The sequence below is a fragment of the Pseudomonas sp. CF161 genome (assembly GCF_000416215.1).
Taxonomy (GTDB): domain Bacteria; phylum Pseudomonadota; class Gammaproteobacteria; order Pseudomonadales; family Pseudomonadaceae; genus Aquipseudomonas.
Window position 1 is genome coordinate 104,470 of record NZ_ATLP01000112.1, and the last position, 20,771, is coordinate 125,240.

General features: G+C 61.2%; 24 protein-coding genes. 13 read left to right on the forward strand and 11 right to left on the reverse strand.

Going from position 1 to position 20,771, the window contains the following annotated elements:
- Nucleotides 1-11 precede the first annotated feature (11 nt).
- A complete protein-coding gene (locus tag CF161_RS26345) occupies nt 12-446 on the reverse strand; it encodes a hypothetical protein (RefSeq protein WP_043230436.1) in 435 nt (144 codons plus the stop codon).
- On the opposite strand from CF161_RS26345, the gene CF161_RS26350 reads away from it, so the two are divergent.
- The 5 genes from CF161_RS26350 to cysB all read left to right on the forward strand — a co-directional run bounded on the left by CF161_RS26350 (nt 445) and on the right by cysB (nt 4,397).
- Nucleotides 445-831 (forward strand): thioredoxin, encoded by a 387-nt coding sequence (locus CF161_RS26350; RefSeq protein ID WP_043230439.1) that lies wholly within the window; start codon nt 445-447, stop codon nt 829-831. The genes CF161_RS26345 and CF161_RS26350 overlap by 2 nt on opposite strands.
- Nucleotides 831-1,784, forward strand: a complete 954-nt coding sequence (locus tag CF161_RS26355) for a putative 2-dehydropantoate 2-reductase (protein ID WP_020299682.1) — start codon at nt 831-833, stop codon at nt 1,782-1,784. Before CF161_RS26350 ends, CF161_RS26355 begins: the two co-directional genes overlap by 1 nt.
- A gap of 24 nt (nt 1,785-1,808) precedes the next feature.
- Nucleotides 1,809-2,714, forward strand: coding sequence for a 5'-nucleotidase (locus tag CF161_RS26360; protein WP_020299683.1), 906 nt, complete (start codon nt 1,809-1,811; stop codon nt 2,712-2,714).
- A 94-nt stretch (nt 2,715-2,808) separates the two neighbouring features.
- Nucleotides 2,809-3,309 (forward strand): universal stress protein, encoded by a 501-nt coding sequence (locus tag CF161_RS26365; protein ID WP_020299684.1) that lies wholly within the window; start codon nt 2,809-2,811, stop codon nt 3,307-3,309.
- 113 nt (nt 3,310-3,422) lie between these two features.
- Entirely contained in the window at nt 3,423-4,397 is a 975-nt protein-coding gene (gene cysB, locus CF161_RS26370; RefSeq protein WP_007931387.1) for an HTH-type transcriptional regulator CysB, read from the forward strand.
- 13 nt (nt 4,398-4,410) lie between these two features.
- Here cysB and CF161_RS26375 read toward each other — a convergent pair whose 3' ends face one another.
- Together CF161_RS26375 and CF161_RS26380 are read right to left on the reverse strand one after the other, a co-directional pair.
- Nucleotides 4,411-4,893 carry a GreA/GreB family elongation factor gene (locus CF161_RS26375; protein ID WP_020299685.1) on the reverse strand — a complete coding sequence of 161 codons (483 nt, stop codon included), beginning with the start codon at nt 4,891-4,893 and terminating at the stop codon, nt 4,411-4,413.
- Nucleotides 4,894-4,895: 2 nt separating this feature from the next.
- On the reverse strand, nt 4,896-5,291 hold the full coding sequence (locus CF161_RS26380; protein WP_020299686.1) for a hypothetical protein: 396 nt from the start codon (nt 5,289-5,291) through the stop codon (nt 4,896-4,898).
- A 124-nt stretch (nt 5,292-5,415) separates the two neighbouring features.
- Between CF161_RS26380 and earP the strand changes: the two genes are divergently transcribed.
- Both earP and CF161_RS26390 read left to right on the forward strand, forming a co-directional pair.
- A complete protein-coding gene (gene earP, locus CF161_RS26385) occupies nt 5,416-6,549 on the forward strand; it encodes an elongation factor P maturation arginine rhamnosyltransferase EarP (protein ID WP_020299687.1) in 1,134 nt (377 codons plus the stop codon).
- Between the two features lie 48 nt (nt 6,550-6,597).
- Nucleotides 6,598-7,170 (forward strand): elongation factor P, encoded by a 573-nt coding sequence (locus CF161_RS26390; protein WP_043230442.1) that lies wholly within the window; start codon nt 6,598-6,600, stop codon nt 7,168-7,170.
- Nucleotides 7,171-7,248: 78 nt separating this feature from the next.
- Here CF161_RS26390 and CF161_RS26395 read toward each other — a convergent pair whose 3' ends face one another.
- The 3 genes from CF161_RS26395 to CF161_RS26405 all read right to left on the reverse strand — a co-directional run bounded on the left by CF161_RS26395 (nt 7,249) and on the right by CF161_RS26405 (nt 9,416).
- Nucleotides 7,249-7,668, reverse strand: a complete 420-nt coding sequence (locus CF161_RS26395) for an organic hydroperoxide resistance protein (protein WP_020299689.1) — start codon at nt 7,666-7,668, stop codon at nt 7,249-7,251.
- Between the two features lie 246 nt (nt 7,669-7,914).
- On the reverse strand, nt 7,915-8,376 hold the full coding sequence (locus tag CF161_RS26400) for a MarR family winged helix-turn-helix transcriptional regulator (protein WP_020299690.1): 462 nt from the start codon (nt 8,374-8,376) through the stop codon (nt 7,915-7,917).
- 89 nt (nt 8,377-8,465) lie between these two features.
- Nucleotides 8,466-9,416 (reverse strand): LysR family transcriptional regulator, encoded by a 951-nt coding sequence (locus CF161_RS26405; RefSeq protein WP_020299691.1) that lies wholly within the window; start codon nt 9,414-9,416, stop codon nt 8,466-8,468.
- Between the two features lie 123 nt (nt 9,417-9,539).
- Between CF161_RS26405 and CF161_RS26410 the strand changes: the two genes are divergently transcribed.
- Nucleotides 9,540-10,274 carry a sulfite exporter TauE/SafE family protein gene (locus CF161_RS26410; protein WP_371106555.1) on the forward strand — a complete coding sequence of 245 codons (735 nt, stop codon included), beginning with the start codon at nt 9,540-9,542 and terminating at the stop codon, nt 10,272-10,274.
- Here CF161_RS26410 and CF161_RS26415 read toward each other — a convergent pair.
- Nucleotides 10,264-11,118 (reverse strand): LysR substrate-binding domain-containing protein, encoded by an 855-nt coding sequence (locus tag CF161_RS26415; RefSeq protein WP_020299693.1) that lies wholly within the window; start codon nt 11,116-11,118, stop codon nt 10,264-10,266. The genes CF161_RS26410 and CF161_RS26415 overlap by 11 nt on opposite strands.
- A gap of 97 nt (nt 11,119-11,215) precedes the next feature.
- Between CF161_RS26415 and CF161_RS26420 the strand changes: the two genes are divergently transcribed.
- Together CF161_RS26420 and CF161_RS26425 are read left to right on the forward strand one after the other, a co-directional pair.
- Complete coding sequence (locus CF161_RS26420; RefSeq protein WP_020299694.1) at nt 11,216-11,437, forward strand: DUF1127 domain-containing protein; 222 nt, start codon at nt 11,216-11,218, stop codon at nt 11,435-11,437.
- A gap of 57 nt (nt 11,438-11,494) precedes the next feature.
- Nucleotides 11,495-12,706, forward strand: coding sequence for a winged helix-turn-helix domain-containing protein (locus CF161_RS26425; RefSeq protein ID WP_020299695.1), 1,212 nt, complete (start codon nt 11,495-11,497; stop codon nt 12,704-12,706).
- Between the two features lie 53 nt (nt 12,707-12,759).
- Here the strand turns inward: CF161_RS26425 and CF161_RS26430 are convergent, their stop codons facing one another.
- The gene (locus CF161_RS26430; RefSeq protein ID WP_020299696.1) at nt 12,760-14,106 is read right to left on the reverse strand and encodes a class II 3-deoxy-7-phosphoheptulonate synthase; all 1,347 of its coding nucleotides are present in this window, start codon (nt 14,104-14,106) and stop codon (nt 12,760-12,762) included.
- 160 nt (nt 14,107-14,266) lie between these two features.
- Here CF161_RS26430 and CF161_RS26435 point away from each other — a divergent pair, with 160 nt between their 5' ends.
- A complete protein-coding gene (locus tag CF161_RS26435; RefSeq protein WP_020299697.1) occupies nt 14,267-15,022 on the forward strand; it encodes a spermidine synthase in 756 nt (251 codons plus the stop codon).
- Nucleotides 15,023-15,115: 93 nt separating this feature from the next.
- Here CF161_RS26435 and CF161_RS26440 read toward each other — a convergent pair whose 3' ends face one another.
- Nucleotides 15,116-15,907 carry a crotonase/enoyl-CoA hydratase family protein gene (locus tag CF161_RS26440; protein WP_020299698.1) on the reverse strand — a complete coding sequence of 264 codons (792 nt, stop codon included), beginning with the start codon at nt 15,905-15,907 and terminating at the stop codon, nt 15,116-15,118.
- Nucleotides 15,908-16,325: 418 nt separating this feature from the next.
- Here CF161_RS26440 and CF161_RS26445 point away from each other — a divergent pair, with 418 nt between their 5' ends.
- A complete protein-coding gene (locus CF161_RS26445) occupies nt 16,326-17,999 on the forward strand; it encodes a DEAD/DEAH box helicase (RefSeq protein ID WP_020299699.1) in 1,674 nt (557 codons plus the stop codon).
- Nucleotides 18,000-18,103: 104 nt separating this feature from the next.
- On the opposite strand, the gene CF161_RS26450 is transcribed toward CF161_RS26445, so the two are convergent.
- Nucleotides 18,104-18,871, reverse strand: a complete 768-nt coding sequence (locus tag CF161_RS26450) for a class III extradiol ring-cleavage dioxygenase (protein ID WP_020299700.1) — start codon at nt 18,869-18,871, stop codon at nt 18,104-18,106.
- Nucleotides 18,872-18,974: 103 nt separating this feature from the next.
- Between CF161_RS26450 and CF161_RS26455 the strand changes: the two genes are divergently transcribed.
- Complete coding sequence (locus CF161_RS26455; protein ID WP_020299701.1) at nt 18,975-19,634, forward strand: thiopurine S-methyltransferase; 660 nt, start codon at nt 18,975-18,977, stop codon at nt 19,632-19,634.
- Between the two features lie 69 nt (nt 19,635-19,703).
- Here CF161_RS26455 and htpX read toward each other — a convergent pair whose 3' ends face one another.
- Nucleotides 19,704-20,591: a protease HtpX gene (gene htpX, locus CF161_RS26460; protein ID WP_020299702.1), complete on the reverse strand. Its 888-nt coding sequence runs from the start codon at nt 20,589-20,591 to the stop codon at nt 19,704-19,706.
- Nucleotides 20,592-20,771 lie beyond the last annotated feature (180 nt).

A 20,771-nucleotide genomic window follows, 5' to 3' on the forward strand; every position in this document is an offset into this window, starting at 1 on the left:
GTTTTATCCCGCTAGGGCTGGATAAATGCGCGATGGACCTGCTCCTGGGAAAAGTCCTCGGCGTGCTGGGTGATCCATTGCAGGGCGAGCGCCTCGGTACGCTGTCGTTCGGCCTGGGGTTCGTGCAGGCGGCAGTAGCGTTCGATCTGGCAGACCTGTGCGCCCATGCGCGCACCGAACAGGGTCTGTTCGTCGACAAAGGCGATACCCACCAGGTAGCCGTGCTTGCGGCGCAGGCACCAGGCGACATAGCCCTTATAGCAGGCGTTTTCGCCCAGGGTCGGCATGCGCACCAGCAGCGCCGTGCCGCATCGCCAGGCGCGGTGGTAATTGCAAGCCACGCCGCCGAGGCTGATAGTGTGCAGCCGCTGCCGCGAAATGCACGAGTGTTTGCGCAAGGTCAGTTCAACCGGAACATCGTCTGGATGAGGTAGAAAACGTCCCATGAGCGCGGACCCCGAGCGTCGGCTAGTCGACAGTGTTTCTGCCAGTATAGTGGCCCAATTGGAGCTGACCGATTTCGACACCGATCAGCGGTTGTTGGCGATGAGTGGCATTTCCCTGGTGATTTTCACCAGCATCGGCTGTTCCAGCTGTCGCTGGGCGCGCCAGCAACTGCCCACCTTTGATCTGCCTGTCGATCGGCTGTGCTGGATTGATGCAGGTAACAACGGTGGCGTCGTCCAGCGTTATCAGGTGTTTCATTTGCCGGCCCTGTTCGTGGTGCGCGACGGTGAGTTTTATGGCGCTGTGCAATCGCGTCTGCGCGCGAATGATCTCGCCGACGCCGTGCACCAGGCATTGGAGCGAATTGCAGAGGAGTTGCCATGATGAGTGCTGGGCACAAGCCGCGAGTCGGCATTATTGGTACCGGGGCGATCGGTGGTTTTTATGGCGTGATGTTGGCGCGGGCCGGTTTCGACGTGCACTTTTTGCTGCGCGGTGAGTTCTCCGCGGTGGCAGAGCGTGGTTTGCAACTGAACCATGCGGTTCAAGGCCAACTGACACTGAACCCGGTGCAGGCTTACGCCAACGGCGAGGATCTGCCGCCTTGCGACTGGTTGCTGGTGGGAGCCAAGGCCACCAGCAATCCTGATCTGGCCCCCATCTTGATCAGCGCAGCGGCCCCAGGGGCCAGGGTGCTGTTGCTGCAGAACGGCTTGGGCGTCGAAGAAGCACTGCGTCCCTTGCTGCCTGAGTCAATCCATGTGCTGGGTGGGCTTTGCTATATCTGTGCATACCGTTCGGCGCCCGGTGTGATTGAGCATCAGGCCCTGGGTGCGGTGAATCTGGGGTATCACAGTGGCCCGGCGTCGGATGCGGCGGCGCGTCAGGCCATTGTCGAGGAAGGCTCGGCGATGTTTCGCGAAGCCGGTCTCGATTCCCAGGCCATGCCTGACCTGGGTCAGGCACGCTGGCAGAAGCTGGTGTGGAATGTGCCGTACAACGGTCTGTCGGTGCTGCTCAAGGCCAGCACCGCGCCGTTGATGGTCAATGACTCAAGCCGTCAGTTGATCCAGGCCTTGATGGCCGAGGTGGTGCGCGGGGCAGAGGCCTGTGGGCATGGCGTGCCGACCGGTTATGCCGAGCATCTGTTCAAGGTTACGGAAAAAATGCCGGATTACTGGCCGAGCATGTACCACGATTATCTGCACAAGCGCCCCTTGGAGCTCGCGGCCATCTATGCTGCGCCTCTGGCCGCTGCCAAGGCCGCGGGATGTGAGCTGCCGAGAATCGAAGCGCTGTATCAGGCATTGAGTTTTATTGATCGGCATAACGATTGAAACCGTCGGGCGGGGGAGCAGTACATGGCTAAGGGCCTGGGTGGAAAGTTGGTGGTGGCGATTTCGTCGCGGGCACTGTTTGACTTGAGCGACAGCCACAAGGTCTACCTGGCGGAGGGCGTCGAGGCTTATCGGCAGTATCAGATCGAGCATGAGGAGGAAAACCTCGAGCCGGGTGAGGCTTTTCCCCTGGTGAAGAAGCTTCTCAGCCTCAACGCCAGCCTTGGGCGAGCCCGGGTCGAAGTTGTCCTGGTCTCGCGCAACAGCGCCGACACCGGCTTGCGGGTGTTCAATTCGATTCAGCACTACGGCCTGGATATCTCCCGGGCCGCTTTCGTCGGCGGGCGCAGCCCTTACCCTTATCTCGCGGCATTCGGTTGTGACCTGTTCCTCTCGACTCACGCCGAAGACGTGCGCAGCGCGCTGGATGCCGGGTTCGCTGCGGCGACCATTTTGTCGGGCGGCGCGCGCCGTGCCGCCAGCGCCGAGTTGCGCATTGCCTTCGATGGCGATGCGGTGTTGTTTTCCGACGAATCGGAACGGGTTTATCAGTTGGGCGGCCTTGAAGCGTTCCAGGCCAAGGAGCGCGAATCTGCTCGCGAGCCTTTGCGAGGCGGGCCGTTCAAAGGCTTTCTCGCTGCGCTCAATCTGTTGCAGCGCGAGTTTCCCGAAGACGCTTGTCCGATCCGCACTGCCCTGGTCACCGCGCGCTCGGCGCCGGCCCATGAGCGGGTGATCCGCACCTTGCGCGAGTGGGATATTCGTCTGGATGAATCGCTGTTCCTGGGCGGCCTGGAGAAAGCGGCGTTTCTCGAGGCTTTTGCCGCAGACGTATTTTTCGATGATCAGGCCGGTCATTGCGAGCTGGCGCGCGAAGTGGTCGCCACTGGCCATGTGCCCCACGGCATCAGCAATGAGAGCAAAACCTGAGCCTTTGATCCCGGGCCCGGCGGCTGGCGTCGCAGTTGGCCGGGCACTGCTAAGCTGAATCAATCTCCGCCGTCCTGGCAGTCATGGAGGTCATATGATTCGTTCGATGCTGTATGCCACTGACCTTGGTCTGTACGCACCTTATGTGATGCAGCATGCGGTGGAGCTGGCTCGAACGTTCAATGCCGACCTGCATGTCATCCACGCCGTGGAGCCTATGGGGCTGTTTGCCGAGTCGGTGCTGCAGAGCTACCTCGATGAGCAGGCATTGAATGATTTTCACAGCCAGGGCTTGAGCACGGTGATGGCCAGTATCGAGCAGCGGGTGCTCGACAGCTTCCGTGAAGAGCTGGGGGAAGGCATGCAGGACCTGGCGTTGATTCAGTCGGTCAGGGTATTTCAGGGGGACCCTGCGCAGGTCATTCTCGAACAGGCGGCGAAACTCTCCGTGGATTTGCTGATCGTAGGAAGTCATAGCTACGAAGCGGGCGTGGAAACCCCGTTGGGCAGGACGGCAGCCCGTGTGTTGCAGTTGGCGAAGGTGCCGGTGTACCTCGTGCCCTTGGTGCAGCGTCGTCGACTGGGGGATATCTGAAAGGGGCGCCGAAGAGTTTCTAATAAAAAGTTCTAGATTTATTCTTCAAACCATTAATATAGTTATATACCGTCGCTGATACCCGTGGCGTCCAACTGCTTTGAGGGATTGATATGAAGCTCCAACAATTGCGCTACATCTGGGAAGTGGCGCACCACGACCTCAACGTTTCCGCTACAGCCCAAAGCCTTTACACCTCGCAACCGGGTATCAGCAAGCAGATCCGCCTGCTCGAAGACGAGCTGGGGGTCGAAGTCTTTGCCCGCAGCGGCAAGCATTTGACGCGTGTTACTCCGGCCGGTGAGCGCATCATCACCACCGCCGGCGAGATTCTGCGCAAGGTCGAAAGCATCAAGCAGATCGCTCAGGAGTTCTCCAACGAGAAAAAGGGCACCCTGTCGATCGCCACTACCCACACCCAGGCGCGTTATGCACTGCCGCCGGTGATCAGCAGCTTTATCAAGCAATACCCGGACGTTGCCCTGCACATGCATCAGGGCTCGCCTATGCAAATCGCCGAAATGGCCGCCGACGGCACTGTCGACTTCGCCATCGCCACCGAAGCCCTGGAGCTGTTCGGTGACCTGGTAATGATGCCGTGCTATCGCTGGAACCGTTGCGTGGTCGTGCCCCAGGGCCACCCGTTGACCAAGCTGCCGAAGCTGACCCTGGAAACCCTCGCCGAATACCCGATCGTCACCTACGTATTCGGGTTCACCGGCCGTTCCAAGCTCGACGAAGCCTTCAGCCACCGTGGCCTGACCCCCAAGGTGGTGTTCACCGCCGCCGACGCCGATGTGATCAAGACCTACGTACGCCTGGGCCTGGGCGTTGGCATCGTGGCCAAGATGGCGGTCGATACCAAGCTCGACAGTGACCTGGTGGTACTGGATGCCAGCGAACTGTTCGAGTCGAGCATCACCAAGATCGGCTTCCGCCGTGGCACCTTCCTGCGTGGTTTCATGTGCGACTTCATCGAGAAGTTCGCCCCGCACCTGACGCGGGAAGTCATGGCCAAGGCCATCCAGTGCCACAACAAACAGGAACTGGAAGAACTGTTCGACGGCGTTGAGCTGCCAGTGCACTAAGGCTGCGGCGTGCTCACTTCACCTCGGTAACAGTGAACTGTTGCCGAGTGCCCGCGACAACGATTTGCACCTCATCCCCCTCGAACTTACCCACCAGGCTCTGGCCCAGCGGGGAGCGAGGGGTGATGACGGTAATCAACTGGCCTACCACGTACACCTTCAGCCCGGCCCCATCCGGCCCCAGAAACAGCCATTGTTCGTGGCCGTTTTCATCTTCAAGCCCCAGTAAGGCCCCCACCTGAATCCCTGTCTGCTCGTCATAGGCGCGCAGTGTCAGGTTCTGGAACAACCCCAGGGCTTGCCTGATCTCCTCTACTCGTTTGGCCTGGCCGGCAGCCAGGTACGAAGCCTCAAGGCCCAGGGTGTCGTATTTGTTTTCGGCGATGTTTTCTTCGTGGGTCGCCGTCTCGTAGGCCGTTTGCGCAGCGCGCTGTGCCACTTCGAGGTCGTCCCGGAGTTTTTCCAGGATCAGTTGATGGATCGCGTGTTTGTTCATGATCAGTCGCAGAACTGCAGGACGTTGGCCCGGCTCTTGTCGGTCGGCGCCGTCTGGTCCTGTTGCAGCCAGAACTGGCATTTGGGATTGGACTGATTGCGCAGGTTGTTGCGGGCATTCTCCAGGCTTTGCTGTTGTTCGTTCTTGCGCAGGTTTTCCTGATACTGCTCGAACATCGGGTTGGCGGGTGCCGGTTCGACCACGGGCGGTTTGGCCAGTTGCTGAACGGCTTGGGCAACCGGCGCCAGTTGTTGGCTGAACACAAAACACGAGGCCAGCCAGCAGGTCAGGGCAATGGCCACAAAACCCAGCCACAGACCCAAGGCAATGCTGGCGCTGAGTTTCAGGCCATTGAAGCTGATGCGCAGCGGTTTGCGGGCGGTGGGGCGGTAGGACATGGCGGCCTCCTGGCGGGCGGACGAGTGCGGGGGCCGATTGTCGCACGAAGATTAATCGGCGTCGGCTCTTCTGCGCGGGACGATTTATGCGGACAATCGGCGCCTTTGCCAATCGGAGCCCGGAATGAAAGCCTCCTGGGATATTTTCTGCAGCGTCGTGGACAACTTCGGCGATATCGGGGTCACCTGGCGCCTCGCCCGGCAGTTGGTGGCCGAGCATCAGTGCGAGGTGCGCCTGTGGGTCGACGATCTGCGGGCCTTCGAGCGCCTGTGCCCGGAAATCGACATCAGCGCCGCCCGCCAATGGCAGGCAGGCGTCGAGGTGCGGCACTGGTCGACGGACTGGGCTGCGCAGCCGGCTGCCGATGTGGTGATTGCCGCCTTCGCCTGCCAACTGCCTGCGGCTTATATGGACGCCATGGCCGAGCGCGAGCGCCCGCCGCTCTGGTTGAATCTCGATTACCTGAGCGCCGAGGATTGGGTGGTCGGCTGCCACGGCTTGCCGTCGGTGAAGTTCAAGGGCGTGCAGAAGTACTTTTTCTTTCCCGGGTTTCGCCCGGGGACAGGTGGCCTGTTGCGTGAGGCAGGGCTATTGGAAAGGCGTAGGGCGTTTCAACAAGACACCCTTGCGCAGCACAGTTTCCTGCAAGGGCTTGGCGTATCTGCCGCGAGCGATGCACGGCTGATCTCATTGTTTGCCTATGAAAATGCCGGCCTGGGCAGCTGGCTCGACGCGTTGGCAGCCGATACCCGGCCGACCCATCTGCTGGTGCCCGAAGGCCGAATTCTCGGTGATGTGCAGCGCTGGTTGGCCTGCGACGAGTTGCATGTCGGCGCGCAACAGGTGCGTGGCGCACTGACGGTGCAGGTCCTGCCGTTCGTCCGGCAGGAACAATACGATCAGTTGTTGTGGTGCTGCGAGTTCAATGCCGTGCGCGGCGAAGACTCGTTTGTACGGGCGCAATGGGCCGGGCGTCCGATGCTCTGGCACATCTATCGTCAGGACGAAGATATCCACCTGGACAAGCTCGAGGCCTTCCTCGATCTGTATACCCAAGGCCTGTCGCCGCAGGCTCGTGACGCAATCAATGGCTTGTGGCAGGCGTGGAATGCCGGTGGCGACATGGGCCAACGCTGGAAAAGCCTGCTCGATGTGTGGCCGGAGGTGTCCTTGCATGCCGAGCAATGGTGTCTGGAACAGGCCTTGCAAGCTGATCTTGCCGCGGCGCTGGTGCAGTTTTACCTAAATTGGATATGATACGCGGCCTAGATTTTTGTAAATCCCATCCAAATTCGGATATTCGTAATGAAAACTGGTAAAGAACTGAAACCCGGGATGGTGATCCGTCTCGAAAACGATCCTTGGCTGGTTCAGAAAGCTGAGTTCACCAAGTCGGGTCGTAACAGCGCGATCATGAAGACCAAGCTGAAAAACCTGCTGACCGGTTACAAGACCGAGATCGTTTACAGCGCCGACGACAAACTGGACGACGTGATCCTCGACCGCAAAGAAGCGACCCTGTCCTTCATCAGCGGCGACTCCTACACGTTCATGGACACCACCGACTACACCATGTACGAGCTGAACGCTGAAGACATCGAAGCTGTTCTGCCTTTCGTTGAAGAAGGCATGACCGATGTTTGCGAAGCGATCTTCTTCGAAGAGCGTCTGGTTTCCGTAGAACTGCCGACCACTATCGTGCGTCAGGTTGACTACACCGAAGGTTCCGCTCGCGGCGACACTTCGGGCAAGGTGATGAAGCCTGCCAAACTGAAAAACGGTACCGAGCTGAGCGTTGCAGATTTCGTTGAAATCGGCGACTGGATCGAGATCGACACCCGCGACGGTGGCTCCTACAAGGGCCGCGCCAAGGTCTAAGCCTGGCTTAAACCTCGCGTACGAAAAAGCCCGACCATTGAGTCGGGCTTTTTTGTGTCTGGGATTTGCTGGCAGGGCTCAGACGCTGACGTGCAAGCGCACATCGACGTTGCCGCGAGTCGCGTTGGAGTACGGGCAGACCTGGTGCGCCGCGTCCACCAAGCTCTGGGCCTCGGCTTGCTCGAGGCCGGGCAGGCTCACATGCAGGTCGATATCCAGGCCGAAACCTCCGGGGATCTGGCCGATGCCGACGTGGGCGGTGATCGAGGCTGCATCCGGGATTTTTTGTTTGCTCTGGCTGGCGACGAATTTCAGGGCGCCAATAAAGCACGCAGAGTAGCCGGCGGCGAACAGCTGTTCCGGGTTCGTCGCCTGGCCACCGGCACCGCCCAGTTCTTTGGGGGTGGCAAGCTTAACGTCGAGGATGTTGTCGCTGGAGACAGCGCGGCCATCACGGCCACCGGTAGCGGTTGCGACTGCGGTATAGAGCGTTTGCATGAGGTAGGTCTCCGAGGTTTATTTTGCGCTAAATGTTAGTGCGCCAAGTAACTGCGAAACAAATGTATCGCGCTAATATTTAGTGCGCAATATATATTTTCGAAGCAATGTCGCTCTGCCCCCGCGAGATTTCTTATCTATTTGATTTTTAAGAATTCTAATCTTCGAGGTTGCTGGCGAGACTGTCCGCACGCCAGCAGGTCATGTGGAGGGGCGGCTCCCGGGAGGGCGTGCAGGCAGGAGGGGCTAGAGGCTGTGTTGCAGATGGCCGCGCAACGCCAGCAGGTCGGCCTGCAACTTTTGCAGTTGCTCCACCGTCTGGCCGCTGGCTGCCAGGATGCAGTGCGGAATTTCGCGAGCCTTGTCACGCAGGGCGCGACCTTGCGCGGTCAGCTCGACGATCACCACCCGCTCATCCTCTCGGCTGCGGGTACGGCTGAGCAGGCCTTCGGCTTCGAGGCGCTTGAGCAGCGGGGTCAGGGAGCCCGGGTCGGTCAGCAAGTGAGTGCTGATCTCGCCAACGGTCAGGCCGTCGCGCTCCCACAGCACCATCATCGCCAGGTATTGGGGGTAGGTCAGCCCCAGAGCTTGCAGCAGGGGCTTGTAGACCTTGGTCATCAGCAGCGAGGTGGAATGCAGGGCGAAGCACAGCTGATTATCCAGGCGCAGTTCGTCGCAAGAGTCGGGGAGGGAGCCGTTGGTGGTCATGGTGGGGCCTTGATCAGTACAGGTTTTGAATCTAGCGGGCGAATCTTTAATGCGCCAGATAATTGTGCGAGGGCGGTGGGTCCAGGGTTTCAGCCCATCTTGCTTTGCAGGGCCAGGTCCCAAGGGGGAACGGGGCTGAAGCGCGCCTTCAAGTATTCCAGCAGCAGGCGGCTGCGGGCGTTGCTGTGTTGCTCCAGGCGCAGGGCATAGATGCCGGAGGTTTCCGCCGGGGGCAGGCCATGCTGGCAAAACAGTGGTAGCAGCTCGCCGCGCAGCAGGTATTCACTGGCCAGCCAGGTGGGCAGGTGGGCGATGCCCAGGCCGGCCAGCGCCCCCGAGAGCAATGCTTCGGCGTTGTTGGCGCTCATGCGGATGCGCTGCGGGCGATGACTGTGCATCTGCCCGTCCTGCTCGAAACGCCAGGCGAAGAGTGGGGCCAGCCCCTCCCAGTCAAGCCCGTCGTGTTCACCGAGTTCGCTGGGGTGGGCCGGCGTCCCGCGGCTTTTCAGGTAGGCCGGGCTGGCGCAGGCAATGCGCACAATGCTGGCCAGTGGTGTGGCCACCAGCCGGGTATCGACCATATGCCCGGCACGCAGTACCAGGTCGACCTTGCCCAGGTTCGAGCCCTGCATATCGACGAAGCTGTCGATCAGGTGCAACTGCACATCCAGCCCCGGGTAGACGCCGAGGAAGTCGGCGATTGCCGGCGTCAGGTGGCGTCGGCCGAAGGCGGCCGGAGCGTCGACCCGGATCAGCCCTTCAGGGGCGTGGCTCAGGGACACCGCTTCGGCTCGGGCCAATTGCAGTTCGGCGACTATCCGTCGTGCGCGTTCAGCAAAGGCCAGGCCCGCCGCGGTTGCGACCACGGCGTGGGTGGTGCGCATGAACAGTTTGCTGCCGATAGCACTTTCCAGGCTGTCGATGCGCCGGGCCACCGCCGAGGGCGTCAGGGGATGACGTCGGGCCGCGGCGGAAAAACTGCCGGTTTCCAGGACGTCAAGGAACAGTCCGAGCTGGTCGGTCAGGGCTTTGGGGTTCATTTTTAATGCGCTTGTGCGGAGTTGGCACAGCCATTGTGCGTTGCTGTGCGTTTCCGTACCAGCGCCGACTGCGTAGCATGCACCCTCTGACGTGAGGGGAAATGCACCGTGATTGATCTTGTGATGTATCTGCTGCTGGGTGTGGCCCTGGGCACCATGGGTGGGCTGTTTGGCATCGGTGGCGGCTTGATTGCGATTCCGGTGTTGGGCGTGTGGTTCGGCCTGGATCAGCAAATCGCCCAGGGCACTGCCCTGGTGATGGTGGTGCCCAATGTGATGCTGGCCTTGTGGCGTTATCACCAGCGCAATCGCATCGAGCTGCGGCACGCCTTGCCACTGGCGAGCATGGGCTTCTGTTTTGCGTGGATCGGCTCGATCTGGGCAGTCGGCATTGATGCGCAGATCATGCGCATCGGGTTTGTCGCATTCCTGGTGGCGCTCTCTTGCTACAACCTGCTGCGGATGTTTGTCGGCAATACCCCGGCATCGGCGCAGATGCGTTATTCCTGGCCCTGGCTGGGCGTGCTGGGCGCGGCCTCGGGCACCATGGGCGGGCTGTTCGGGGTCGGCGGCGCGGTGGTTGCCACGCCGATACTGACCAGCGTATTCGGCACCAGCCAGGTGGTTGCCCAGGGCTTGTCATTGGCACTGGCGCTGCCCAGTACCGGGGTCACCCTGGTGACTTATGGCGTGCACCAGGAAGTGGATTGGATGATCGGCCTGCCCTTGGCCCTGGGGGGCTTGATGAGCATCAGTTGGGGCGTGAAGATTGCGCACTCGATGCCGGAACGCCTGTTGCGCGGATTGTTCTGCGGGTTTCTGGTGCTGTGCGCGGTGATGCTCGGCTTCAAAGTTTAAAACCGTCGACGATATGCTCGGCCAGGCACTTGGTGATGGGCGAGGGCGTGTTCAGGTTGCGCAGCAGCATGATGCTGGCCTCGGGCAACTGCGGCAGGTTTTGCGCGGCACCTAGAATGCGCATGTCCGAGGTGATCAGGCTTTCGAGCTGGGCAGTGACCGCCAGGCCGGCGCTGACCACCGCCATGATCGCCGCCAGGCTGGAGCTGTTGTAGGCAATCCGATAATCACGCCCTGCGGCGTCCAGCGCATTGCAGGCCCACAGCCGGCAGAAACAGTCGCTGTTGAACATGGCCAGGGGCATGGGCGTTTGTTCGTGAGGGTTGAAGCACTGGGCCTCGGCCCAGACGAAGCGCTCCTTGCGCAACAGTTGACCGATCTCGTTGCCTGGCTCGCGGGTGACGATGGACAGGTCCAGGTCCTGGCGCTGCAACAGTTGCTTGGACGATTCGCAGTGGACTTCGATCTGGATAAGCGGGTAAGCCTGGGCGAAGCGCGACAGAATCCCCGGCAGAAACCGCATCACATAATCATCCGGCGTGCCGATGCGTACCGTGCCGACCATGTGGGGTTCGCGCAGGGTATTGAACACTTCGCTGTGCAGTTTCAGGATCCGTCGCGCGTAGCCCAGCAGCACCTGCCCTTCGGCGGTGAGCTTGACCTGGCGTCCGTCGCGCTGGAACAGCTGGCGCTGCAGCACGTCTTCCTCCAGGCGCTTCATTTGCATGCTGACGGCAGATTGGGTGCGATTGACCAACTCACCAGCCCGGGTAAAGCCGCCCTGATCGGCAATGGCGACGAAGGTACGCAGGACTTCGGTGTCGATGCTGGGGTAGTTGGACAATTCATCAATCTCCGAGATGTATTTCATAAGAAACATTCGTTGGATTGATCTTAGCTGCGCGGCGAGACTTTAGTCATCCCCACTGGAGGGCAAGATGATGAAAGGTCAAAAAGGTTATGTGCTGGTGCAGAAGTTCTCGTTCCATGGTCTTTCCTGGCGGACGGTGCTGCAAACGGTGGCCCGCTGGCATCAGCGCTACCGTGAGCGGGTCGAGTTGGCGAGCATGAGCGACGAAGCGCTCAAGGACATCGGCTTGAGCCGCGCGGATGTCGAGCGTGAAATCAGCCGGCCCTTCTGGGATGACCCGATGTCCAAATAAACGGCTACACAAGCGGCTGGCAGCTGAGGTAGTTTGCGGGCAGACAAGGAGATGCCCATGCCCGCCCAACTGTCGTTTTCCATCAAGCAGGCCCGACGCCTGGCCTTGGCTGCTCAAGGCTTTGGCGTACGGCCCTCGACCGCTGCGGTCAGTTCGGCCCAGGTCAATCGGATGATCGGGCGCCTGGGCCTGCTGCAGATTGATTCGGTCAACGCCTTGGTGCGCTCGCACTACCTGCCGTTGTTCTCGCGCCTGGGCAATTACTCCCCGCAACTGCTCGATCAAGCGGCCTGGAGCCAGGGCCGCCAACGTCGGTTGTTCGAATACTGGGGGCATGAGGCCTCACTGTTGCCGCTGGCCATGTACCCCTTGCTGCGCTGGCGAATGCAGCGTGCCCGCCAGGGGCAAGGGATCTATGGGCAATTGGCGCGTTTTGGCCAGGAGCAGCAGGCGACCATTCGCCGGGTGCTGGCCTGTGTCGAGGAGCAGGGCGCGCTGGGGGCGGGCAGCCTGTCGACCCGGCAGGAACGCGCCGGCCCCTGGTGGGACTGGAGTGCCGAGAAGCACGCGCTGGAGTGGCTGTTCGCTGCCGGCGAAGTGACGGTGGCCGGGCGTCGTGGTTTCGAGCGGCTGTACGACCTGCCGGAGCGGGTGCTGCCCGCCGCCATCCTGCAGCAGCCCCTGCTCGACGATGCACAGGCCCAGCGCGGTTTGCTGTTGCATGCGATTGGCGCACTTGGGGTCGCCACGGAAAAAGACCTGCGTGATTACTTCCGGCTGAGCCCCGCGGACGGCCCGGCGCGCCTGGCCCAGTTGCTTGAGGCCGGCGAGGTGCAACGGTGCGAGGTCGAAGGCTGGCGGCAAGCGGCCTATTGCCTGCCCGCGCCTAAAGTGCCGCGCAAGGTCGAAGCCAGTGCCTTGCTCTCGCCCTTTGATTCGCTGGTCTGGGAACGCAGCCGTACCGAGCGCCTGTTCGATTTTCGCTACCGGCTGGAAATCTATACCCCGCAACACAAACGGATCTATGGCTACTACGTGCTGCCGTTCCTGCATGACGAGCGGATCGCCGCGCGGGTCGACCTGCGGGCTGAGCGGGCATTGGGGCGCCTGGCGGTGCATGCCGTGCATGAAGAACCGCAGGGGCTGGATGAACAGGGGATGATGGCGCTGGCGGCCAATTTACGACAAATGGCGCAGTGGCTAGGGCTGGAGCAGGTCCAGCTCAATTGCCCAAGGGCCAGTGCCCAGCGATTGCGCGGTTTTCTCTAGGGCGGCGCGGGCACGCTCGCGGGCTTGTCCCGCCACGAGCGCGCCCGGCTTGCTCAGCGCTTGACCTGTTTCAAGGTCTCGGCAATCAGGAACGCCAGCTCCAGGGATTGGTCGGCGTTCATCCGTGGGTCGCAGTGGGTGTGATAGCGGTCCGACAGGCCATCCTCGGTAATAGGGCGCGCGCCACCGATGCATTCAGTGACGTTTTGCCCGGTCATCTCGATGTGGATGCCGCCGGCGTAGCTGCCTTCGGCTTCGTGCACCTGGAAGAACTGCTTCACCTCGTTGAGGATCTGCGCGAAGTCGCGGGTCTTGTAGCCGCTGCTGGCCTTGATGGTATTGCCGTGCATCGGGTCGGAGCTCCACAGCACTTGCTTGCCTTCGCCTTCCACCGCGCGGATCAGTTGGGGCAGATGATCGCCGACCTTGTTCGCGCCCATGCGCACGATCAGGTTGAGGCGCCCGGGGTCGTTATCCGGGTTGAGGATATCGATCAGGCGAATCAGCTCGTCGGTGTTCATGCTCGGGCCGACCTTGACCCCGATCGGGTTGTTCACCCCGCGCAGGAATTCGACATGGGCGCCGTCCAGCTGGCGGGTGCGGTCGCCGATCCACAGCATGTGCGCCGAGCAGTCGTAGTAGTCGTTGGTCAGGCTGTCGCGCCGCACAAAGGCTTCTTCGTAGTTCAGCAGCAGGGCTTCATGGGCGGTGAAGAAGCTGGTCTCGCGCAGTTGTGGCGAGCTGTCCATGCCGCAGGCGCGCATAAAGGCCAGGGTTTCATCGATCCGGTCGGCCAGGTGGCTGTACTTCTCGGCCAGGGCCGAGTTGGCGATGAAGTCCAGGTTCCACTTGTGCACCTGGTGCAAGTCGGCAAAGCCGCCCTGGGCGAACGCGCGCAGCAGGTTCAGGGTCGCGGTGGACTGGTGGTAGGACTGCAGCAGGCGGTCCGGGTCCGGGACGCGGCTTTTCATGTCGAAACCGATGCCGTTGACGATATCGCCCCGGTAGGCCGGCAGGGTCACGCCGTCGATGGTTTCATCGTTGGCCGAGCGCGGCTTGGCGAATTGACCGGCCATGCGCCCGACTTTGACCACCGGGCAGCCGGCGGCGAAGGTCATGACGATCGCCATCTGCAGCAGCACCTTGAAGGTGTCGCGGATCTTCGCTGCGGAGAACTCGGCGAAGCTCTCGGCGCAATCGCCACCTTGCAGGAGGAACGCGCGACCCTGGGTCACCTCGGCAAACTGGCGTCGCAACTCCCGGGCTTCACCGGCAAACACCAGCGGCGGATAGCTGGCCAGGGATTGCTCGACCTGCAGCAAATGGGCTGCGTCGGGGTAGTGGGGTTGTTGCTGGATCGGCAAGGCACGCCAGCTGTCGGGACTCCAGGGTTGGCTCATCACGCACTCAAGTGTTCTTCGGTGGGAGGCGCATGTTATCAGCAATTAGTGCGTGACCTGTTCCCGTCGCTTGGCCGACAATCGCGCCTTTCCCGCTCGGCGCCGAGTGGTTGGTTGATTGCAATGGCGAGCTTGAGCCCCATTGCGCCTAGGAGATGAGATGACTGAGGAGCGCGTCGAGCACCTGCTCGCCGAAGTGCACGATGAGTTCGGCATGATCCGGGTGCTGGAAGTGGCCGATTACCGCTTTCTCGAGTTTGGCGACGCCATCGAGCAGAGCTGCGTGTTCACTGCCGATCCGAGCTGGCTCGAGTACGACTACACCCGCGCCATGTTGATCGGTGCCTTGTGCCATGAACACCCGGAAAGCGCGCTGTTTCTCGGCCTCGGCGCCGGGACCCTGACCCAGGCCTGCCTGAAGTTTCTGCCGCTGGAAGACGTCGAAGCCATCGAACTGCGCCCCGATGTGCCGCGCCTGGCCATCGAATACCTGGGGTTGGACGATGATCCACGGCTGTACATTCGCGTCGGCGATGCCCTGGAACTGCTGGAGACTGCCGAGCCCGCGGACCTGATCTTCGTCGACCTTTATACCGATGTCGGCCCGGGCGTCGGGCACCTGGCCTGGGGGTTTCTGGAGAACTGCCAGAAGCGCCTCAACCCGGGCGGCTGGCTGGTGATCAACCAGTGGGCCACCGATGATGGCAAGCCCCTGGGCGCGGCGCTGTTGCGTGGGCTTTATCATCGGCATTACTGGGAGCTGCCGGTGAAGGAGGGCAACGTGATCCTGATCGTGCCCGCCGACCTTGACCAGGAACTGGACAGCGGCGCCCTGGCTGCCCGCGCCGAAGCCCTGGCCCCGCGCCTGGGCTACTCATTGCAACCGCTGATCAAGGCCATCCGCCCAGCGACCTGATGGCCGGTGACGTCGCCGTAGGCCGCTATGTGCGCCGGGGGAATCAGGTGTAGGGCGGGTCAGGGCCAGCGCAGCCTCGTTCCTCGGCAGCGGCTACAGACCTTTGAATACTCCTGGGCGCTTTTCGATCATTGCCCGCACGCCCTCTTTGGCGTCCTCGCTGTTCAGGAGTTTTTTCACCAGCGGCGGCAGGCCCTGGGCTGCCGCAGTTTCACCTTCCAGGCGCGCCTGGCGGGCAGACATCAAGGTGGCCTGGACCCCCAGCGGCGCCTGCCGGGCAATCCGCTCGGCCAGCAGCATCGCGCGCGGCAGCAAATCTTCACTGGCCATCACCTCTTGCACCAGGCCCAGGCGCAAGGCGTCGTGGGCATCGAATTCGTCGCCGGTGAGCAACCAGCGCATGGCGTTGCCCCAGCCGGCGATCTGATGCAGGCGCAGGGTGGCGCCGCCAAAAGGAAAAATCCCCCGCTGCACTTCCAGTTGGGCAAAACGGGTATTGCTGGCGCACAGGTTGATATCGGCCGCCAGCATCAACTCGATGCCGATGGTCAGGCAGTAGCCCTGCGCCGCGACAATCACCGGCTTGCTGACCCAAGGGCCGGCAAACACTCCCCAGGGGTCACAACCGCCGGCAGGGGCCTGCCAGCCTTCAGCCAGTGCCGCGCCGACATTGGCCAGGTCGAGCCCGGCGGTAAAGTGCTCGCCATGGGCGAAAACCACCGCAACCCGGGCCTCGCTGCTCGCCTCGAACTCGCCATACGCCAGGCTCAACTGGTTGAGCAGCTCGAGATCAAAGGCGTTGCGCTTGGCGACCCGGTCCAGGCCGATCAGAAACAGATGACCACGCTGTTCACGGCTGACGCGACTGCTGCTGGGCTGATTCATGGACTTATCCTAGGGAGGGAAGGGGCATCTCGGACCGACGGTATCGGGCAGAAAGGTGAACCGTTTAAGCGTTATCGCCAGCGGGGCCGGGCCTTTGAAAAATAAACCGTTGGCGGGTGATCCGCAAAGCCCATGACATAGACCTATACAGCCGGGTTTTCCAATAAAAATATCTCCCTTTTTTGAGTAATTCCGGTATAGTGCGCGCCGGCCTTTAACCGGGCCACGTTTAGGTATTGCAATTCCCCGAAGTCAGCTTCGGCTGCTTGTCCGCTGCGCGGACTATCCTTGACGATTCTTTCATTCAATCGTTTTCGCAAATCCCCGCCGACAAAGCTGCCAGGGCGACTCTTGAGTCTTACACGGCATGCGCAGCTTTGGAGCATGGGTCTTTGCGGATGCACTTAGAGGCAGACCCATGACCCAGGAAACCGGCGGCTTCGCCGCTTTTAATCTTAATCCGAATATTCTTGCAGCCGTCATCGCGACTGGCTACGAGGAGCCTTCGGCTATCCAGCATCAATCGATCCCGATCATCATGGCCGGTCACGACATGATTGGTCAGGCGCAAACCGGTACGGGTAAAACCGCTGCGTTTGCCCTGCCGATCCTGCACCGCATCGATCCTGCTAAGCGCGAACCGCAAGCCCTGATCCTGGCTCCAACCCGTGAGTTGGCGCTGCAAGTTGCAACCGCTTTCGAAACCTACGCCAAGCAAATGCCGGGCGTTACCGTTGTGGCCGTTTACGGCGGCGCGCCTATGGGCCCACAACTGAAAGCAATCCGTAATGGCGCACAGATCGTTGTCGCCACTCCGGGCCGTCTGTGCGACCACCTGCGTCGTGACGAAAAAGTCCTGGCTACCGTGAACCACCTGGTTCTCGACGAAGCTGACGAAATGCTCAAACTGGGTTTCATGGACGACCTGGAAGTTATCTTCAAGGCCCTGCCAGCAACCCGTCAGACCGTACTGTTCTCGGCCACCCTGCCACAGTCGATCCGTGCCATTGCCGAACGCCACCTGCGCGATCCGCAACACGTGAAGATCCAGACCAAGACTCAGACCGTTACCGCGATCGAACAGGCTCACCTGTTGGTTCACGCTGACCAGAAGACCTCGGCTGTATTGAGCCTGCTGGAAGTGGAAGACTTCGACGCCCTGATCATGTTCGTGCGCACCAAGCAAGCGACCCTGGACCTGGCCAGTGCCCTGGAAGCCAAAGGATACAAAGCCGCTGCGCTGAACGGTGACATTGCCCAGAACCAGCGTGAGCGCGTGATCGACTCCCTCAAGGATGGCCGTCTGGACATCGTTGTGGCGACCGACGTTGCTGCTCGCGGCCTGGACGTACCGCGCATCACCCACGTATTCAACGTGGACATGCCGTACGACCCGGAATCCTACGTGCACCGTATCGGCCGTACCGGCCGTGCTGGTCGCGAAGGCCGTGCACTGCTGCTGGTGACTCCACGTGAGCGCCGCATGCTGCAAGTGATCGAGCGTGTAACCGGTCAGAAGGTTGCTGAAGTTCGCCTGCCGGACGCCCAAGCGGTGCTCGACGCGCGTATCAAGAAGCTGACCAACAGCCTGTCGCCGCTGGTGGCTGATGCTGAATCGACCCACGGTGATCTGCTGGATCGCCTGACTGCCGATATCGGCTGCACGCCACGTGCCCTGGCCGCTGCCCTGCTGCGCAAAGCTACCAACGGTCAGGCTCTGACCCTGGCAGCCATCGAGAAAGAGCGTCCACTGGTGCCGAACAACGCACCGCGTGGCGATCGTCCTGAGCGCACTGGCGACCGTCCAGACCGTGGTGACCGCGAGCGTCGTGCTCCGATCCCGCTGGCTGAAGGCCGTGCACGCTGCCGTACCGCGCTGGGCGCGCGTGATGGTATCGCTGCCAAGAACCTGCTGGGCGCCATCCTCAACGAAGGCGGCCTGGCTCGTGAAGCGATCGGTCGCATCCAGGTGCGTGACAGCTTCTCCCTGGTGGAGCTGCCGGAAGATGGTCTGGAGAAGTTGCTGACCAAGCTGAAGGACACTCGCGTTGCCGGTAAGCAGCTGAAGCTGCGTCGCTATCGCGAAGATTGATCCGCTCTCGAGCTGATTGATCGAACATAAAAAATCCCCGACTGGTTCGGGGTTTTTTTTTGCCTGGGGTTTATCGCCTGGCGGCAGGCGGGGCAGTGAGGCGTCTAGGCAAAGCGATAGATGTCCATGCCCAATGCACCCAGGGTGAAGCCTTGGTGGACGATGCTGAAGTCGCCGCCGGCACCACGGGCGAAATACAGGGGCAGCAAGTGCTCATCACTGGGGTGGCTGCGCACCGCATTCGGCGCCTGGCGCCGGTAATCATGCAAGGCGGCCTCATCGTTTGCTGCCAGCTTGTCGATCATCCAGTCCCGAAAATCCTTGGCCCAGGGCTCGATGCTCTCCGGCCCGGCGTGCCAATCGAGCTCACCCAGGTTGTGGGTGATGCTGCCGGAGCCGATCAGCAATACTCCCTGCTCGCGCAGGCTGGCCAATGCATGCCCGATACGAGTCTGCAGATCAGGGCCGAGGCGGCTCGGCAGCGACACCTGGACCACAGGAATGTCCGCTGCGGGGTACATCAGCGATAACGGTACCCACACGCCGTGGTCGAGGGGGCGCTTGCTATCGAGTTGTGCGGGCAGGCCATCGGCCTTGAGCAGCTCTACCACCTGGGCCGCCAGGGCTGGATCACCCGGGGCCGGGTACTGCACGGCGAACAGGGCGGCGGGGAAGCCGCCGAAGTCGTGCCAGGTCTCCGGATGCGGATTGGCGCTGACCCGCAGGTCCTGGCTTTCCCAGTGCGCGGAAACCATCACGATTGCCTTGGGTTTTGGCAGTTGTGCAGCCAGCCGCGCCAATGCCGGACCGCTGGCCCCGGGCTCCAGGGCGAGCATGGGTGAACCATGAGAGATAAACAGGCTGGGGAGCATGGAGGGGATCCTGGGGGTTAAGATAGGGCCATCTTCAATCAGATCATCAATCTAAATCTAATATAATTTTTAGTGCTTTTTGATCGAATTTTCAGGGTGATTCATGGAGCCGGAATTTTGGCAAAAACGCTGGGAGCGCGATCAGATCGGCTTTCATCTATCAGAGGTCAATCCCTATCTGCAGCAGTTCTGGCCGCACTTGGGGCTCACCCCTGGGGTCCGGGTGCTGGTGCCGTTGTGTGGCAAAAGCCTGGACCTCAAGTGGCTCGCCGGCCTGGGGCACGAGGTGCAGGGCATTGAACTGTCGGAAAAGGCCATCCAGGACTTCTTCAGTGAACAGCAACTGACGCCCACCGTTACTCGGCACGAGCGTTTCAAGGTTTACCAGGAGGGCACGATTCAGCTCTGGTGCGGCGATATCTTTGCCCTGACCGCCGAGGACGTCGCCGATTGCACGGCTTTGTATGACCGTGCAGCGTTGATCGCCTTGCCGCCTGAGATGCGCGGCCAGTACGCCGCGCTGTTGAATCGCATACTGCCCCAGGGCACGAGTGGCTTGCTGATCACCATGGATTACGACCAGGCGCTCATCGAAGGGCCGCCCTTTGCCGTGCTCGACGATGAGGTCAGGCACTTGCTGGGCGTGCGCTGGCAGCTTGAGGTCGAAGTGGAGCGGGACATCCTGGGCGAGAGCTGGAAGTTTCTAAAGGGCGGGGTCACGCGCCTGGACGAACGGGTTTACCGGTTGCTGGACAAGTCCTGAGCCTGGTTTTATCGCGGCCATGCAAAAGGGCGACTCGCGTCGCCCTTTTGGGTGTTACCGGTGTCGCTATCAGCCGCGACGACGCAGTGCTTCAATACGCTCTTCCAGCGGTGGGTGGCTCATGAACATCCGAGCCAGACCTTGCTTGAGACCACCGTTGATGCCGAAGGCGTTCAAGGTGTCGGGCATGTGCACTGGCAAGCCTTGTTCCGAGCGCAGGCGCTGCAGGGCGCCAATCATCGCGCTGGTACCGGCCAGGCGAGCGCCGGCTTCGTCGGCACGGAACTCGCGTTTGCGCGAGAACCACATGACGATGGAGCTGGCGAGGATGCCCAGGACCAGCTCGGCGAAGATGGTCGCGATGTAATAGGCAATACCCTGGCCTTCTTCGTTCTTGAAAATCACCTTGTCGACAAAGTTGCCGATGATACGGGCGAAGAACATCACAAAGGTGTTCACCACGCCCTGGATCAATGCCAGGGTGACCATGTCACCGTTGGCAACGTGCCCGATTTCATGGGCCAGCACGGCTTTAACTTCATCCGGCGAAAAACGTTCCAGCAAGCCCTGGCTGACCGCGACCAGCGCGTCGTTCTTGTTCCAGCCGGTGGCAAAGGCGTTGGCCTCGTAAGCCGGGAAAATACCGACCTCGGGCATCTTGATCCCGGCTTCACGGGACAGTTGCTCAACGGTCTGCAGCAGCCATTGCTCGTGACGAGTGCGTGGCTGGCTGATGATTTGGGTGCTGGTGCTCATCTTCGCCATCCACTTGGAGATGAACAGCGAGAACAGCGAACCGGCGAAACCAAAGACGGCACAGAAGATCAGCAGCTGAGTAAGGTCGAGATCAACCTTGTTGGCCGCCATGATCCCGTTGAAGCCGAAAAGGCTCAGGGTAATGCTGGCAATCAGCACGACCGCCAGGTTAGTGGCCAAAAACAGCAGAATGCGCATCATGGTTGTTAAAATCTCCTCATGCTTAAGATGTAGCGTACTGCGGGGTATATAAGGTGCGGCACCGGGCTATTCAACCGGGTGACTATTTCAAACTGTGTCTTACAGACTGATCCTAGACGCGTGCATGAAATTTCTGCGGCGAATCAGATAAATCCCGAAGTGTGTTTGTTGCTACAAGCC